Origin of the sequence: Variovorax atrisoli (assembly GCF_014195185.1) — a bacterium.
Taxonomy (GTDB): domain Bacteria; phylum Pseudomonadota; class Gammaproteobacteria; order Burkholderiales; family Burkholderiaceae_C; genus Variovorax; species Variovorax atrisoli.
Genome location: NZ_JACIBG010000002.1, coordinates 130,562 through 146,965 on the forward strand (window position 1 = coordinate 130,562; position 16,404 = coordinate 146,965).

The 16,404-nt window shown below is 67.2% G+C and carries 17 protein-coding genes; 7 read left to right on the plus strand and 10 right to left on the minus strand.

Translation table 11 applies throughout. The annotated features are described in order from the left end of the window. Positions 1–24: 24 nt before the first annotated feature. From FHY06_RS07555 to FHY06_RS07565, 3 genes are all read left to right on the plus strand, one after another. On the plus strand, positions 25–918 hold the full coding sequence (locus FHY06_RS07555) for a LysR substrate-binding domain-containing protein (protein WP_132752455.1): 894 nt from the start codon (positions 25–27) through the stop codon (positions 916–918). Between the two features lie 129 nt (positions 919–1,047). Continuing rightward, positions 1,048–2,205, plus strand: a complete 1,158-nt coding sequence (locus FHY06_RS07560) for an alpha-hydroxy acid oxidase (protein ID WP_019654205.1) — start codon at positions 1,048–1,050, stop codon at positions 2,203–2,205. Positions 2,206–2,337: 132 nt separating this feature from the next. Continuing rightward, positions 2,338–3,672 (plus strand): MFS family transporter, encoded by a 1,335-nt coding sequence (locus tag FHY06_RS07565; RefSeq protein WP_184604278.1) that lies wholly within the window; start codon positions 2,338–2,340, stop codon positions 3,670–3,672. Between the two features lie 20 nt (positions 3,673–3,692). Here FHY06_RS07565 and FHY06_RS07570 read toward each other — a convergent pair whose 3' ends face one another. From FHY06_RS07570 to FHY06_RS07605, 8 genes are all read right to left on the minus strand, one after another. Continuing rightward, positions 3,693–4,136 carry a helix-turn-helix domain-containing protein gene (locus FHY06_RS07570; protein ID WP_020723045.1) on the minus strand — a complete coding sequence of 148 codons (444 nt, stop codon included), beginning with the start codon at positions 4,134–4,136 and terminating at the stop codon, positions 3,693–3,695. 71 nt (positions 4,137–4,207) lie between these two features. After that, positions 4,208–4,537: an L-rhamnose mutarotase gene (locus FHY06_RS07575; protein WP_184604279.1), complete on the minus strand. Its 330-nt coding sequence runs from the start codon at positions 4,535–4,537 to the stop codon at positions 4,208–4,210. 29 nt (positions 4,538–4,566) lie between these two features. After that, positions 4,567–5,343, minus strand: a complete 777-nt coding sequence (locus FHY06_RS07580; RefSeq protein ID WP_184604281.1) for an SDR family oxidoreductase — start codon at positions 5,341–5,343, stop codon at positions 4,567–4,569. Between the two features lie 18 nt (positions 5,344–5,361). After that, positions 5,362–6,639 carry an L-fuconate dehydratase gene (locus FHY06_RS07585; RefSeq protein WP_184604283.1) on the minus strand — a complete coding sequence of 426 codons (1,278 nt, stop codon included), beginning with the start codon at positions 6,637–6,639 and terminating at the stop codon, positions 5,362–5,364. A 145-nt stretch (positions 6,640–6,784) separates the two neighbouring features. Next, positions 6,785–7,741 carry an ABC transporter substrate-binding protein gene (locus FHY06_RS07590; RefSeq protein ID WP_132797058.1) on the minus strand — a complete coding sequence of 319 codons (957 nt, stop codon included), beginning with the start codon at positions 7,739–7,741 and terminating at the stop codon, positions 6,785–6,787. 64 nt (positions 7,742–7,805) lie between these two features. After that, positions 7,806–8,846, minus strand: a complete 1,041-nt coding sequence (locus tag FHY06_RS07595; protein WP_184604285.1) for an ABC transporter permease — start codon at positions 8,844–8,846, stop codon at positions 7,806–7,808. A 19-nt stretch (positions 8,847–8,865) separates the two neighbouring features. Then, positions 8,866–10,380, minus strand: a complete 1,515-nt coding sequence (locus tag FHY06_RS07600) for a sugar ABC transporter ATP-binding protein (RefSeq protein WP_184604287.1) — start codon at positions 10,378–10,380, stop codon at positions 8,866–8,868. Positions 10,381–10,386: 6 nt separating this feature from the next. After that, a complete protein-coding gene (locus tag FHY06_RS07605) occupies positions 10,387–11,262 on the minus strand; it encodes an amidohydrolase family protein (protein WP_184604289.1) in 876 nt (291 codons plus the stop codon). Between the two features lie 186 nt (positions 11,263–11,448). Here FHY06_RS07605 and FHY06_RS07610 point away from each other — a divergent pair, with 186 nt between their 5' ends. After that, positions 11,449–12,237 carry an IclR family transcriptional regulator gene (locus tag FHY06_RS07610; RefSeq protein WP_132797054.1) on the plus strand — a complete coding sequence of 263 codons (789 nt, stop codon included), beginning with the start codon at positions 11,449–11,451 and terminating at the stop codon, positions 12,235–12,237. A 15-nt stretch (positions 12,238–12,252) separates the two neighbouring features. Here the strand turns inward: FHY06_RS07610 and FHY06_RS07615 are convergent, their stop codons facing one another. After that, complete coding sequence (locus FHY06_RS07615) at positions 12,253–13,266, minus strand: SLAC1 anion channel family protein (RefSeq protein WP_184604291.1); 1,014 nt, start codon at positions 13,264–13,266, stop codon at positions 12,253–12,255. Positions 13,267–13,374: 108 nt separating this feature from the next. Between FHY06_RS07615 and FHY06_RS07620 the strand changes: the two genes are divergently transcribed. From FHY06_RS07620 to FHY06_RS07630, 3 genes are read left to right on the plus strand one after another with little or no spacing between them, the layout of a single operon-like run. Continuing rightward, positions 13,375–14,328 (plus strand): GlxA family transcriptional regulator, encoded by a 954-nt coding sequence (locus FHY06_RS07620; protein ID WP_126182893.1) that lies wholly within the window; start codon positions 13,375–13,377, stop codon positions 14,326–14,328. A 47-nt stretch (positions 14,329–14,375) separates the two neighbouring features. Next, positions 14,376–14,912, plus strand: coding sequence for a GrpB family protein (locus tag FHY06_RS07625; RefSeq protein ID WP_126182785.1), 537 nt, complete (start codon positions 14,376–14,378; stop codon positions 14,910–14,912). A 57-nt stretch (positions 14,913–14,969) separates the two neighbouring features. Further along, a complete protein-coding gene (locus tag FHY06_RS07630; protein ID WP_019654219.1) occupies positions 14,970–15,398 on the plus strand; it encodes a hypothetical protein in 429 nt (142 codons plus the stop codon). 7 nt (positions 15,399–15,405) lie between these two features. Here the strand turns inward: FHY06_RS07630 and FHY06_RS07635 are convergent, their stop codons facing one another. Beyond that, a complete protein-coding gene (locus tag FHY06_RS07635) occupies positions 15,406–16,383 on the minus strand; it encodes a tripartite tricarboxylate transporter substrate-binding protein (protein ID WP_184604293.1) in 978 nt (325 codons plus the stop codon). Between the last annotated feature and the right edge of the window lie 21 nt (positions 16,384–16,404).

Genomic DNA, 16,404 nt, shown 5'->3' on the forward strand with positions numbered 1-16,404 from the left:
CCCCGCTACCCATTCCGACAAAAGATGGTTTCTCCGCGTCTCCCCTCGACACAGGGCCTGCAGGCCTTCGAGGCCGTCGCACGGCTGCGCAGCGTGAACCTCGCGGCCGAGGAGCTCGCCGTGACGCCCAGCGCCGTGAGCCACCGCATCCGCCAGCTCGAGCTGCTGCTCGGACTCAAGTTCTTCACCGGCAGCGACTTCAGCCTCAGCGCCGACGGCATGGCCTACCTGGCGCGCGTGCGCGAGGCCATCGCTGCGCTGCGGCAGGTGCCGGGGCGCGAGCCCGAGTCGCAGGTGCGGCGGCTGCGCGTGGCGGTCACGCCGACCTTCTCGCGCCAGATGCTGCTGCCCCGGCTGGCGCGCTTTCGCGACGCGTACCCGAACATCGAGCTGATGCTGCAGGTGACCATGCCGGTGCGCAACACCACGGCGGAAGAGGCCGACATCGAGCTGCGCTTCGGCACCGGTCCCTTCCATGACCGCGAGTTCGCCCAGCTGCTGGCCGACGACGTCTCGCCGGTGTGCAGCCCCGCCTACCTCGAACGCCACGGACCCTTCGACGGCTTCGAGACCGACGCCGAAGTGTCGCGTGCGCAGCTGCTGCGCACGCCGCTGGAGTCGTGGCGCACCTGGTTCAAGGCCTGCGGCATCGGCCTGCCCGAGCCCGCCACGGGCCACCAGTTCAACGACCTCGGGCTGGCGCTGGATGCCGCGGCGGAAGACTTCGGCGTGGTGCTGATGCACCTGCGCCTGGGCAGCGCCTGGCTCGACAACGGCCGGCTGGTGCGGCTGTCGCGACGCAGCGTGCCCTCGCCCAACGCCTACTTCCTGTGCTGGAAGCCCGGCGCCATGGAGCGGTGGGAGTGCGCCACCTTCGTCGAATGGCTGCGCGAGGCCTTGCGCGAGCGCGCGGCCTGATCAGGCTGTCGGGCTGAATTTTTTTCAGCAGCAGGGCCGGCTTTTTTCAGGTGGCGCCCCGCCCTGCCTGCAGATAATGGCCGGTTAGCTTCCGCCGATCCACCAAGAGAACCCGCCAGGAGACCGCCCGTGCCCGACCTTTCCAAGATCACCAACATCGAAGACCTGCGGGTGATCGCCAAGCGGCGCGTGCCGAAGATGTTCTACGACTACGCCGACTCCGGCGCGTGGACCGAGGGCACCTACCGCGCCAACGAGAGCGACTTCCAGAAGATCAAGCTGCGCCAGCGCGTGGCGGTGAACATGGAGGGCCGCTCGCTGCGCACCACCATGGTCGGCCAGGAAACCGCGATGCCCGTGGCCATCGCCCCCACCGGCCTCACCGGCATGCAGCACGCCGACGGCGAGATCCTCGGCGCGCGCGCCGCCAAGGCCTTCGGCATTCCCTTCACGCTGTCCACCATGAGCATCTGCTCGCTGGAAGACATCGCCGAGAACACCGGCCGCCATCCCTTCTGGTTCCAGCTCTACGTGATGAGGGACCGCGACTTCATCGAGCGCCTGATCGAGCGCGCCAAGGCCGCCAACGTGACCGCCCTGCAACTCACGCTCGACCTGCAGATCCTCGGCCAGCGCCACAAGGACATCAAGAACGGCCTCACCGCACCGCCCAAGCCCACCCTCAAGAACCTCATCAACCTCGCCACCAAGCCGCGCTGGTGCATGGGCATGCTGGGCACGAAGCGCCGCACCTTCGGCAACATCGCGGGCCATGCCAAGGGCGTGAAGGACCTGTCGTCGCTGTCGTCGTGGACCGCCGAGCAGTTCGACCCCGCGCTGAGCTGGGCCGACGTCGAGTGGATCAAGAAGCTCTGGGGCGGCAAGCTCATCCTCAAGGGCATCATGGACGTGGAGGACGCGCGCCTCGCGGCCTCCAGCGGCGCCGACGCGCTCATCGTGTCGAACCACGGCGGCCGCCAGCTCGATGGCGCGCCCTCCTCCATCGCGGCGCTGCCGGCCATCGTCGATGCGGTGGGCAGCGAGATCGAGGTGTGGATGGACGGCGGCATCCGCAGCGGGCAGGACGTGCTCAAGGCCCGCGCGCTGGGCGCCCGCGGCACGCTCATCGGCCGCAGCTTCCTCTACGGCCTGGGCGCCTTCGGGCAGGAAGGCGTGACGCGCGCGCTGCAGATCATCCAGAAGGAGCTCGACATCACGATGGCCTTCTGCGGCCGCACGAACATCGACGAGGTCGACTCGAGCATCCTGCTGCCGGGTACCTTCTGAGATAGCACCCGAGCCCCCCGGAAAGCCATGCCGGGGGGAGGCCGATGCGGCATCGGCCGACACGCGCGCGTCACATGCCGGCGCAGAATGTTTTGGAAACAACACATTGCCTGCACGGCACAAGAAGGCACCATGAGCGCAGTCACGCCTACCTCGGGAGGCCCAGCGGCCTCTGCTTCATCTCCCCCGCACTACACGGCCGAAGAAAAACGCCACCGCGTCTTCGCGATCATGGCGGCCTCCTCCGGCAACCTGGTCGAATGGTTCGACTTCTACGTGTACGCCTTCTCGGCGCTGTACTTCGCGCCGGCCTTCTTTCCCAAGTCCGACCCCACAGCGCAACTGCTGAACACCGCGGGCGTGTTCGCCGCGGGCTTCCTCATGCGGCCCATCGGCGGATGGCTCTTCGGGCGGCTGGCCGACCGGCTGGGGCGCAAGACTTCGATGCTGATCTCGGTGACGATGATGTGCGGCGGCTCGCTGGTCATCGCCTTCCTGCCCACCTATGCGCAGATCGGCGCGTGGGCGCCCTTCCTGCTGCTGGTCTGCCGGCTGTTCCAGGGCCTCTCGGTGGGCGGCGAATACGGCACCACCGCCACCTACATGAGCGAGGTGGCGCTGCGCGGGCAGCGCGGCTTCTTCTCGTCGTTCCAGTACGTCACGCTGATCGGCGGACAGCTGCTCGCGGTGCTCGTCATCGTGGTGCTCGAGCAGTTGCTGACCGAGGCCGAGCTCAAGGCGTGGGGCTGGCGCATTCCCTTCGTGATCGGCGCCATCGCCGCGGTGGTGGCGCTGCTGCTGCGCCGCACGCTGCACGAGACGCAGACCGACGAGGCCAGGAAGAACAAGGAGGCCGGCAGCATCGGAGGACTCTTCAGGCACCACACGCCGGCGTTCCTCACGGTGCTGGGCTACACGGCCGGCGGCTCGCTGATCTTCTACACCTTCACCACCTACATGCAGAAGTACCTGGTGAACACGGTGCACCTGCCGATCAAGACGGCGAGCTACGTGATGACCTGCGCGCTCTTCGTCTACATGTGCATGCAGCCGGTGTTCGGCGCGCTGTCGGACCGCATCGGGAGGCGCAACAACATGCTGCTGTTCGGCGGACTCGGCGCGCTGACGACGGTGCCCATCCTCACCGCGCTGCAGCACACCACGAGCCCGGTGCTGGCATTCGTGCTCATCATCGTGGCGCTGGCCATCGTGAGCTTCTACACCTCGATCAGCGGCATCGTGAAGGCCGAGATGTTCCCGCCCGAAGTGCGCGCCCTGGACGTGGGGCTGGCCTACGCGGTGGCGAACGCGATCTTCGGCGGCTCGGCCGAATACGTGGCGCTGGGCCTCAAGTCAATGGGGCACGAATCGGCCTTCTTCTGGTACGTGAGCGCGATGATGGTCATCGCCTTCCTCGTGAGCCTGAGGCTGCCGAGGCAGGCGAGCTACCTGCACCACGATCACTGAGGCGGGCAATAAAAAAGGGGCTATTCCGCCCCTTCCAGCCGCTGTGCCACCTGCTGCTTGCCTAGCCCTCGCACGGCCGCGAGGCTCAGCAGCTGCGCGGCCCTGGGCCTGGCCTTGCCCTGTTCCCAGTGATAGATCGTCTGGCCGGAAACGCCGACCAGCTTTCCGTAGGCGGCGGCGGAGATGCCCAGCTTCGCGCGATGCGCAGCCAGGCGGCCGGCGCTGAACCTGCGCTTGGGACCTTCATCGCCGGAATCGTCCGGTGCGCTCGCCCGTACGCCGCGGGAGGTGCCCTTGGCGACGTTGCGCAGTTCCTTTTCCAGCGAACTGATCTGGCGGCGCAATGCCGCAATGGCCGCACGATGGTGAACCGATGCCTTCTTGAGGGTTTCCATTTCCGCGCGAACTTCCTTGCGGGCGACGCGCGAGATCTCGGATTTAAGAATGGATGCAATGTTTGGCATGGCCGGCATTGTGCCCAGTAAATGTAAACCCGGGCAAAAAACCGAAGCTCGATCAAACTTGAATCTTTTGATTACAAGCAGAAGATTTGCTGCATCGCGGTCCATTTCTCGCCCTCCGGCGTCCATGGCGTGGGTGCCTGGAACTTCCACATCAGCTCTTCCCACTGCCTGATCTTCGGATCGGTGCGCGTGGCGAGCGCCATTGCCTGGGCGTCGTAGCGGGCGTCGTCGGTTTCCATCAGCATCACCATCCGCGTGCCGATCCGATGGATTTCCATGGCCGTCACGCCATGCGAATCCAGATGCGCGCGCACCTCGGGCCAGATATTGCGGTGATAAGCCTCGTATTCGGCGATCAGTGCCGGGTCGTCTTTCAAATCGAGAGCAAGGAAATGGCGCATGCACAACTCCAGTCGGGACTGCGAAGCGATCAGGTCAGCGCACGGTCCAGGTGCGTGTAGCCGCCATCCACGAACACCCATTGACCGGTCGTGTGCGAGGCCCGCTCCGACAGCAGGAACACGACGTTGTTCGCGATCTCCTCGGGCGTGGTCATGCGGCGGCCCAGCGGGATCTTGTCGGTGATGTCGGCGAGCTTGCGGTCGGGCTCGTCGAAGGCGGATATCCAACGCTGGTAGAGCGGCGTCATCACCTCGGCCGGGATCACCGCGTTCACGCGCACGCCGTCCTCCAGCAACGAGGCGGCCCATTCGCGCGTGAGCGACAGCTGCGCGCCCTTGGCCGCCGTATAGCCGCTGGTGTTGCCCTGCCCCGTGACCGCCGTCTTCGACGAGATGTTGACGATGGCGCCCCTGCTCGCCTTCAGGTGCGGCAGGCAGTGGTGCGCCATCACGTAGCAGTGGATGAGGTTGCGCTCCAGCGAGGAGACGAATGCATCGCGGCCCGCCTCCAGCCCCACGCTGTCGTTCACGCCCGCGTTGTTGACCAGCCCGTCGATGCGGCCGAACTCGGCAGCCGTGTCGGCAACGGCCTTGGCGCAGGCAGCCTCTTCCATCAGCTCCAGCTGGAAGAAGCGCGTGCGCGGCTGCAGCCCGCGAAGCCCTTCCTCGAAGGACGCATCGAGCGGGTTCTTGCCGAGGATCACCGGCACCGCGCCTTCCTGCGCCAGCGTCGTCGAGATGGCCGCGCCGATACCGCTGCCGCCGCCGGTGACGATCACCACCTTGTCCTTCAGATGCAGATCCATGTCGTGCGATGCCTTTCCTTATCCGCGAAAGCGGTACTGCTCCAGCGATTGCGCCTTCATCTCGATGGAGAAGCCCGGTCGCTTCGGCGGCATGTAGGCCGCATTGCGGACTTCGCAGGGCTCCACGAAATGCTCGTGCAGGTGATCGACGTACTCGGCCACGCGGCCCTCGCGGGTGCCGGAGATGCAGAGGTAGTCGATCATCGAGAGGTGCTGCACGTACTCGCACAGCCCCACGCCGCCCGCATGGGGGCATACGGGCAGCTTGTACTTCGCGGCCATCAGCATCACCGCGAGGATCTCGTTCACGCCGCCGAGGCGGCAGGCGTCGATCTGCACCACGTCGATGCCGCCGCGCATGATGAACTGCTTGAACATGATGCGGTTCTGGCACATCTCGCCCGTGGCCACCTTCACGGGGGCGATGCCCTCGCGGATCCGGCGGTGGCCCTCCACGTCGTCGGGGCTGGTGGGCTCCTCGATGAACCACGGCCTGGCGAAGGCGAGCTGACGCACCCAGTCGATGGCCTGGCTCACCTCCCAGACCTGGTTGGCGTCGATCATCAGGTGCCGGTCCGGCCCGAGCACCTCGCGCGCCACCTTCAGGCGGCGAATGTCGTCCTGCAGGTCGCGCCCCACCTTGAGCTTGATGTGGCTGAAGCCCGCGTCGATCGCCTCCTGCGCGAGTCGCCGCAGCTTCTCGTCGGGATAGCCCAGCCAGCCGGCGGAGGTGGTGTAGCAGGGGTAGCCCTCGGCCTTCAACGTGGCGATGCGTTCCTGCTTGCCCTTCGACGCCTCGCGCAGCAGCGCGAGCGCCTCGTCGGGCGCGATGCAGTCGGTGATGTAGCGGAAGTCGATGCAGCGCACCAGTTCCTCGGGCGACATGTCGGCCACCAGCTGCCACACGGGCCTGCCTTCGGACTTGGCCCACAGGTCCCACATCGCATTGACGATCGCGCCGGTCGCGAGATGGATCGCGCCCTTGTCGGGGCCGATCCAGCGCAGCTGGCTGTCGGAGGTCACGTGCCGCCAGAAGCGGCCCATGTCCTCGGCCACCCATGCGAGGTCGAGCCCCACCACGAGGTGCCGCATGGCCTCGATGGCCGCGCAGCAGATCTCGTTGCCGCGACCGATGGTGAACGTGAGGCCGTGGCCCTCCAGCCCGGGCTGGTCGGTCTCGAGCACGACGTAGGCCGCCGAGTAGTCGGGGTCGGGGTTCATCGCATCCGAACCGTCCAGATGCTGCGAGGTGGGAAAGCGCACGTCGAGCACGCGCATGGAGCGGACGATGGTCATTTGAATCTGTCTGGAAAGATCGAAGGGGGACCGGGCAGCCGAGCGCAAGGGGGGCGCGAAAGACGAAATCGAGAAATGATCTGCAGTCTTTTTGCGGCCTTTGCGCACCTCGACTTTGTTCTGCGTTCGGCTGTGCTTGCTCCGCCTAGTCGTACAGCACTGCCGCAATCTTGGGGTCGGCGATGTTGGTCTTGTCGTACCAGAAGAAGCCGGTGTCGACGATCTTCGGCAGCTTCTCGCCCTTGATGGCCTTCACCGCCATCTCGACGGTCTTGTAACCCATGCCCACCGGGTTCTGCGTGATGGCGCCGGCCATGCTGCCGTCCATGATCGCGTTCTTCTGCTGCTTGCCCGAGTCGTAGCCGATGACCACGACCTTGCCGGTGCGCTTCATCTCCTTCACGCCGTTGACCACGCCGATGGCCGAGCCCTCGTTGGCGCCGAAGATGCCCTTGATGTTGGGCGACGCCTGCAGGATCGACTTGGTGATCTCGGTGGACTTCAGCTGGTCGCCGCCGCCGTACTGCACGCTCACGATCTTGATGTTGGGGTAGGTCGACTTGATGCGGTTGACGAAGCCGTCGCGCCGGTCGACGCCGGTGCGGCTGGTCTGGTCGTGCACCACCAGCGCCACCTCGCCGCTCTTGCCGATGAGCTCGGCCATCTTGTCGGCGGCCAGCGCCGCGGCGGCCTTGTTGTCGGTGGTGGTCGTGGTGACGGGAATGTCGCTGTCCACGCCCGAGTCGAAGGCCACCACCGGGATCTTCGCGGCCTGCGCCTTCTTCAGCAGCGGAATCGCGGCCTGGCTGTCGAGCGCGGCGAAGCCGATGGCCTGCGGCTTCTTGGCGAGCGCGGCCGAGAGCATGTCGATCTGCTTGTCGACCATGGCCTCGGTCTCGGGGCCCTCGAAGCTCACCTTCACCTTCAGGTCCTTGGCGGCCTGCTCGGCGCCCTGCTTCACCGCCTGCCAGAACTGGTGCTGGAAGCCCTTGGACACGAGCGGGATGTAGATCTCCTGCGACTGCTGTGCCTGCGCGAACGCCGACACGCTGGCAAGGGCCGCGCCCAGCGCGCAAGCGACGACTGTTCTTCTCTGGATCATGCGATGTCTCCTGTGGTTGTGGGGGAACGAACGGATCGGGGAGGCAGGAAGGAAGGCAGGAAGTTCAATGCACCTTGCTGCCGCTGCGGCGGCGCAGGATGTCGGCGTACACGGCCAGGATGATGATCACGCCCGTGACCACCGTCTGCCATTCCTGCGCGACCGACAGAATGCGCAGGCCATTGGTGAGCACGCTCATGATGAAGGCGCCGATGATGGTGCCCACGATGGTGCCGGTGCCGCCGCTGAGCGAGGTGCCGCCGATGACCACCGCCGCGATGGCGTCGAGTTCGTAGCCCTGCCCCAGCGCGGGCTGCGCCGAGTTCAGCCGCGAGGCGATCAGCAGCCCCGCGATGCCGCAGATGCCGCCGCTGACCGTGTAGACCACGATCTTCCAGAAGTCGGTGTTCACGCCCGACAGGCGCACCGCCTCCTCGTTGCTGCCGAGCGCGAAGGTGTAGCGCCCGAGCAGGGTCCTGTTGAGCACGATGCTCGCGGCCACCGCCACCAGGAAGAGGATCAGCACCGCGTTGGGAATGGGCAGCGCCGGAACGATGTCGCCGATCAGCGAGTCCTGCGAGATGGCGGTGAAGCCCGGCGTGTCGTTGAAGTAGATCGGCTTGGTGCCCGAGATCACCAGAGACAGGCCCTTGAGCAGCATCATCATGCCCAGCGTCGCGATGAACGGCGGGATCTTCAGCTTGGCGATCAGCAGGCCCGAGACGAAGCCGCTGAGCGCCCCGAAGAAGATGGCCGCGCAGATGCCCAGCCACAGCGGCATGCCCATGTAGGTGAGCACCACGCCGGTCATGACGGCGCAGAAGGTCATCAGCGTGCCCACCGAGAGATCGATGCCCGAGGTGATGATGACGAAGGTGCAGGCGATCGCGAGCACGCCGTTCACCGCGGTCGACTGCAGGATGCCCACGAGGTTGTCGGCCTGCAGGAACTGCGGCGAGGCGAAGCTGAAGAACACCATCAGCACGACGAGGCTGGCGAAGGCCAGGAGCTTCTGCCGCGTGGCGGGACGCAGGAGCCGGTCCTTCAGCGTCTTCGGCGAGAAGCCCGCCGCAGCGGCGGTGGTGGTCACGGTGGGGGTCGTCAAGGGCAGTCTCCGGTCGTGTTCAGGGGGCGGCTTGTGCGGTCTCGCGCCGGGTGGCGAGCTGCATGATCTTTTCCTGCGAGGCCTCGCGCGCCGAGAGTTCGCCGGTGATGCGGCCCTCGCACATCACGAGCACGCGGTGGCTCATGCGCAGGATCTCGGGCAGCTCCGAGGAGATGATGACGATGGCCTTGCCCTGCGCGGCCAGTTCATTGAGCAGGCGGTAGATCTCGGCCTTGGCGCCCACGTCGATGCCGCGCGTGGGCTCGTCGAAGAAGAGCACGTCGCAGTCGCGCAGCAGCCACTTGGCGATGACGATCTTCTGCTGGTTGCCGCCCGACAGCAGCCGCACCTGCTGGCGCACCGAGGGCGTCTTGATGCCGAGCTGCCGCACGTAGCGCTCGCCGGCCGAGGCAAGCGCAGCCTGGTCGACGAAGAAGCCTGCCGACAGGAAGCGCTTCATGCTCGCGAGCGCGATGTTCGTCTCGACGTCCATGCCGGTGGCGAGGCCGAAGTGCTTGCGGTCTTCCGAGAGATATCCGATGCCGTGGGCCACCGCGTCCTGCGGCGAGGCGATGGCCGCCTTCCGGCCCTTCACGAAGACTTCGCCAGCGTCGATGCGGTCGGCGCCGAACACGGCGCGGGCCAGTTCGGTCCGGCCCGCGCCCATGAGACCGGCAAAGCCCAGGATCTCGCCGCGCCGCAGCACGAAGCTCGCGTCGCGCACCATGCCGCCCCTGCGGATGCCCCTGGCCTCCAGCACCACTTCGTTGGCGGAGGTGTCGGGCATCCCGTGCTCGGCCTCGGCGAGCTGGCGCCCGACCATCATCGCGATGAGCGTGTCCATCGGCGTGCTCGCCATCGGCACGGTGGCGATGTACTGGCCGTCGCGCATCACGGTCACCCGGTCGGCGATGCGCTTCAGCTCATCCATCTTGTGCGAGATATAGACGACGGCCACGCCGCGCGACTTCAGGCGCGCGATGATGCGGAACAGGTCGGCCACCTCCTCGTTGTTCAGCGCGGCGGTGGGCTCGTCCATGATGAGCACGCGCGAATCGAACGACAGCGCCTTGGCGATCTCCACCATCTGCTGCCGGGCCACCGTGAGCTCGCCCACCGGCGTGCGCGGGTCGAGCTTCAGTTTCATGCGCTCGAAGATGCGCTGCGCCTCGCAGCACATGGCTTCCTCGTCGATGAAGACGCCGAAGCGCCCGCGCGGCTCGCGGCCGATGAAGATGTTCTGCGCGGCGCTCAGGTGGTTCATCAGGTTGAGCTCCTGATGGATGATCCCGATGCCCAGCGCCTGCGCGGCGCGTGGGCTTTCGATGTCGACCGGCCGGCCTTCGAGCAGCACCTCGCCCGAATCCTTGCGGTACACGCCCGCCAGCACCTTCATCAGCGTGGACTTGCCCGCGCCGTTCTCGCCCATGAGCGCATGCACTTCGCCGGGCAGCAGCTCGAATTGCGCCCTGTCGAGCGCGCGCACGCCGGCGAAGGACTTGCTCAGGTCGCGGATGGTGACGATGGGTTGCATGGCTGTTCAGTCCGCGGCGAGGCCGTAGAAGCGTTGCGCGGTGCCGTGCCACACCTCGGCCTGCTCCCACGCGGAAAGGCTGCCGATGCAGGCCTGGCTCACCGCGATCCAGCCTGCGTAGTCGCCGGCCAGCGTGAGCACGGGCCAGTCGCTGCCCCACATGAGGCGCGAGGGGCCGAAGCACGCCAGCAGGTGGTCCCACACCGAGCGCAGCACGCGGGTGAACACTTCCGCATCGCGCTGCATCGAGGACAGCGCCTCGGTCCACAGCCCCGAGAACTTGCAGCAGACCTGGGGCAGTGCCGCCAGGGCCGCGATGTCTTCGCGCCAGCGGGCGAAGTCTTCGCCGTCCTGGGCGCCCACCGGCGGCTTGGCGCCGTGGTCGATCACCATCGGCAGCTGCGGCCACCGCTTCGCGAACTGCAGGAGCCACGGAAGGTGCCTCGGATTCACGAGCGCGTCGAAGCGCAGGCCGAGCTTCAGCATGGCGTCCACCGCATCGGGGTGCGGGCGGCGCGCGATCCAGTCGTCTTCGGGCAGGTCCTGCAGCATCGGCCGCACGCCCTTGAACTTGGGGTGCCGGGCCATCCGCTCGAGTGAAGCGGCGGCGTCGGCGCAGCCCAGGTCGACCCAGCCGACCACGCCGCCGATCTCGTCGCGGCTGCCCGCGAGGTCGAGCATGAAGTCGGTCTCGGCCAGGGAATCGGCCGCCTGCACCAGCACCGTCCGGCTCACGCCGTGGGAATGCAGCAGCGGCTGCAGGTCTGCGGGCATGAAGTCGCGCAGCAGCGGCGCCAGCGCAGGCACGTCGGCACGCAGCCACGTGTAGTCGCCGCGCGCGGGCCGCCAGAAGTGCTGATGCGAGTCGATGCGCTGGATCATTTTCGGGTCGCCACGGCAGGTCTGCCGTTCGCCTTGCTTCTCTAGTCCATTCGTGAACAGAGTATTTACATACGAACTTTCAGCGTCAACCTCATCCGATGAGTGCTTACCCGTAGAACGAAACTTGCAAGCAGCGTCTCTTGCTGTTGAAATTCATTGGTGAACAAAACAACTCAAAACGACATCTTGAGCAAGCCCTCCGACGACCAGGAACAGCAGGACCGCTACCGCGCCCCCGCGCTCGACAAGGGGCTGGACATCCTCGAGTTGCTCGCCGACCAGCCCGAGGGCCTGACGCGCGGCGAGATCGTGAAGGCGCTCGATCGCGGCCCGAGCGAGATCTACCGGATGCTCGAAAGGCTGGTGGCGCGGCAATACGTGCTGCGATCGCTCGCCGGCGACCGCTACAGCCTGAGCCTGAAGATGTTCGACCTGGCGCACCGCTACCCGCCGAACCACAGGCTGGTGACCCAGGCGCTGCCGGTGATGGACCGCTACGTGAAGGAAGCCGAGCAGTCCTGCCACCTGGGCGTGTACGACCGGGGCAACGTGCAGATCGTGGCGCAGGTCAACAGCCCCGCGGCGAGCAGCATGACGGTGCGGCCGGGCACGCGCGTGAACCTGCTCGACACCGGCTCGGGCCAGGTGCTGCTGGCCTGCGAGTCCGAGGAGCGTCGCCGGCAGATGCTGGCCGAGCACGTCGCGCTCGACGGCGAGGTGCAGATTCCGCCCGACGAACTGGAACACATGCTGGAGGCGGTGCGCGCCACCGGCTACCGGCAGCGCGAGAGCATGCAGTACTTCGGCGTGATCGACATCTCCTGCCCCATCCTCGGCCCGCGCGGCCATGCGCTGGCGGTGTTGACCACGCCGTACATCCGCCGCATCGACCGGCACGCGATCCCCTCGCTGGACCGCGCGCGCGAGCTGATGCTGCAGGCCGCGCGCGATCTCTCGCTGCTGGCGAACGCCTGAGCGCGCGCCCCCCGCTCAGGCGAACAGCTTTCCGTTGAGCGCGATCCGCACCGTCTTCACCGTGAGAACCGCCAGCGCCACGTTCAGCGCGACCAGCAGCAGGATGGCGATCACCCACAACGGCGCGCTCGCATGCGACTCGGCGTACTTCAGCGCGGCATTCGCGAGCGCGGCCATCGGGAAGCCGATCGCCCACCAGCTCGGCGCGAAGCTGGCACCGCGGCGGAACACCTTCGGCGCGACCACCGCGAACATGAAGAGGCCGAAGTAGAAGAGCAGCGAGGCGAAGCGGTCGATCTCGCCGACGATGTTGGTGTAGGCCAGGAAGCCCACCGCGAAGGGCGCCACCAGGATCATCAGCGAGGGCTCCATCGCGGGAGCGAGCGGGTCGCGGTGCACGAGGCGACCGACGATCATCGTGAAGAGCACGAGCGCGAGCACCACGCCGATCGCGCTCGCGGCCAGGTTGACTTCAGGAGCCCACGCCATCGGCATGTGCGCACCCGTCACGGGAATGTCCAGCGTGGCAACGCCGGGGATGATCCACGCCGGCACGGCGAGCGCAGCGTCCACCTGCCCCTTCAGCAGCCGCGACAGGCCGATGAAACTCAAGGCAAAGGTCGCGAGCATCCCCACCGTCCAGGCGAAGTGCGCGAGAGGCGCGCTGTAGGGCGCGACGATGGTAGACAGCAGCAGGACGGAGATCGCGATGGTGCCGAAGAAGTTGCCCGCCACCGGGTGATGGAACTCCGCGCGCACCGCTTGCGGATGCCGCGCCAGCTTCGTCAGGTAACCCGCCGCGATCAGCAAGAACACGACCAGCGCGAAGGCGCCGATGGCCTCGCCGACGATGGCCGGCGCGCCCAGGCTGTCGTGCGCGAGCCGCCAGGCGAGGGCCAGGCCCGACAGGCCCATCACGGAAGCGAAGAGGTTGACCGGGAGATTGCGCACGGAGCCCTGCACGCGCGGCGCGGCCGCCGGGGAGGAAGGATTGAGGGGATTCAGAGGGTCCAGAGCCTGTTCCTGCATGTTGTTCTCCTTGGCTGGATTTGCATTAGTTGGTATTTTCCGCCAGACTCACCAGGCCATTTCCATCAACTCGCGGCGTTTTCCGCCAATCCCCGGGCCTTGTCCGCCATGCGTGTCGCCATCCTCGCCTTCCCCCGTTTCCAGCTGCTCGACGTGGCCGGCCCCGCCGACGTCTTCGCGGAGGCGTCGCAGCAGCTGGGCGACCGGCGCGCCTATCACGTGCAGGTCATCGGCGCGGGCGAAGGCATGCTCAAGAGCAGCAGCGGGCTGCGGCTGGGCGTGGATTCGACGGTCGCCACGCATCGCGGCGCCATCGACACCCTGCTGGTCGCGGGCAGCCCGCGCGTGGAAGACATGGCGGCCGACACGCAGCTGCAGGAGTGGCTGCGGCGCCAGGCGCGCACGGTGCGCCGCTACGGCTCGGTGTGCAGCGGCGCCTTCGTGCTGGCCGCCAGCGGGCTGCTCGACGGCAAGCGCGTGGCCACGCACTGGAAGCTCGCCGGCCAGCTCGCATCGGACTACCCGCTCGCCAACGTCGAGTCGGACGCCATCTACGTGCGCGACGGCCAGCTCTTCACCTCCGCCGGCGTCACGGCCGGCATGGACCTCGCGTTGGCGATGGTGGAGGAAGACCACGGCCGCGACCTCGCGCTGAGCGTGGCGCGGCAGCTGGTGATGTTCCTCAAGCGCCCCGGCGGACAGAGCCAGTTCAGCGCCCACCTGGCGGCGCAGACCTCGGAGCGCTCCGCCATGCGCGAGATACAGGACCACGTGCTCGCGAACCTCAAGGACGACCTCTCCGTGCCCGCCCTCGCCCAGCGCGCCGGCATGAGCGAGCGCAACTTCGCGCGCATCTTCCGCAGCGAGACCGGCACCACGCCGGCCGAGTTTGTCGAGAATGCGAGGATCGACGCCGCCCGCCGGCTGGCCGAGGAATCCGACCTGCCGGCCAAGCGGCTGGCCGACGCGGTGGGCTATGCGAACGTGGACGGCTTCAGGCGCGCATTCGGCCGCCGCCTGGGCGTGAGCCTGGTGGAGTACCGCAGGCGCTTCGCCAGCTGAGTGAGAGAGAGTCGAGAGCCGCCGCACCACGACAACCGGAGCGCAGCATGCAGATCGAGCCATTCGACGAGGGACTGGACCAGCGCAACATCCTCGCCTACGACCCGGCCTACGCCGAAGTCTTCGCCGACGCGCGCGCGTACGTGCAGTCGAGGCTGCCCGGCGTGGAGCTGGTGCACATCGGCAGCACGGCCGTCGTCGGACTGCGCGGCAAGCCCATGATCGACATGGCCGCCATCACCGCGCGCGAGAACCTGCGCGAGGAGCAGGCGGCGTTCGAGCGCATCGGCTTTCACCGCCGCCCGGTCTGGGTCGACCGCGACGAGAAGCCGTATGTCTGCGGTTCGGTGCTGCACGGGGGGCGGCGCTTCAACCTCAACATCCACGTCTGCCACCGCGGCGACCCGGTCCACAAGGATTCGCTGGCCTTCATCGACATCCTCGAGCGCCGCCCCGACCTGCGCCTCAGGTACGAGCAGGCCAAGGACCGCGCCCACGCCGTCGATCCGGCCAATCCCCAGATATACAACCGCGAGAAAGAGGCTGTAATCAAGGAAATCGAGGCCCAGATTCCCAGGGAGTGACAGTTCCAGCGACGCACCGGGCCGCACTGCCCGCCCGATGCACGGAGGTGAACCGAGATGCCCGCTGCCATGTTTGCCGCCCTGTTCTTCACGGTGGCGCTGCTCGTCACGACGGCCTACTTCATCATGGGCTCGATCCCGCTGCTGGTGCTCAAGCACGACACGCCGCTGGACGCGCGCTTCGTGCGCGGCTTCTTCAACCTCTACTACGTCGCCGCCTTCATCACCGCGAGCGCGACGGCGGTGAGCTTCGCGTCGGCGGGCCGGCTGGGCATCGCGGCCGGTGCGGCGGCACTGGCAGCGATCGCCGTGGTGCTGCGCAGGAAGGTCATTCCGAAGATGGACGCGCTGGGCACGCAGATCCAGGCGAACTACATGGACGCGATCCCGGGGTTCCGCAGAACCCACGTGGTCGCGATCCTGATCAACATCGCACAGCTCGTGGCGATCGTCTGGACGCTGATCGCCATGAGCCGCCAGGCATAGCTTCCGTTCAGTCGGCGTAGACGCCGGCCGCCTTGATCACCGGCGTCCACTTCGCGATCTCGTCGATCACGAACTTCTTGTGGCCTGCCGGCTCGATGCGGCTATCGGTCGCCACCACGGCGCCGAGCTGCTCTTCGCGGTGGATGAAGTCGGGGTCCTTCAACGCGACCTTGAGCGCATCGTTGAGCTTCTTCAGCACCGGCGCGAGCGTGCCCTTGGGCGCATACAGGCCGTGCCAGATCGTGACCTGGAAGTTCTTCAGGCCGGCCTCGTCGAGCGTGGGCAGGTCCTTCAGCATCGGCAGCGCGAGCCGCTTCGAGGTGGTGACCGCGAAGGCCTTCACCTTGCCAGCCTGGATCTGCGGCGTGGTGTTGGTGGTCTGGTCGCACAGCAGGTCGATCTGGCCGCCGATCAGGTCGGTGATGGCGGGGGCCGTGCCCTTGTACGGCACGGGCGTCATCTCGGTCTTGGTGGCGCTCTGGAAGAGCAGCCCGCACAGGTGCGAGGCCGAGCCCACGCCGGCGTTGCCGAGGTTGATCTTGCCCTTGTTGGCCGCGATCCAGCCGCTCAGCTCCTTGTAGTTGGCGGCCGGGATGCTCGGCTTGGAGATGAGCGTCATCGGCACGTCGTTGACGATGCCCAGGTACTCGAAGTCAGTCTCGACCTTGAACGGCACGTTGCGCACCAGGCTCGGCACGGTCGCCATCGCGATGTGGTTGAGCAGCAGCGTGTAGCCGTCGGGCGCGGCGCGCGCCACCTTGGTCGCGCCGATGGAGCTGCCCGCGCCGGGCACGTTGTCGATGATGACGGTGCTGCCGCCCAGCGGCTTGCGCAGCGCCTCGGCGAGGTCGCGCGCGACGCGGTCGGTCGGGCCGCCGGCCGCGAAGGGCACGACGATGGTGACGGGCTTGCCGCCCGGAAAGTCCTGCGCATGGGCAGCGACGGCGGCAGCGGCGATCGCCGCGAGGGCGAACAGTTTCTTCATGATGTCTCCGTGACGTTGGAT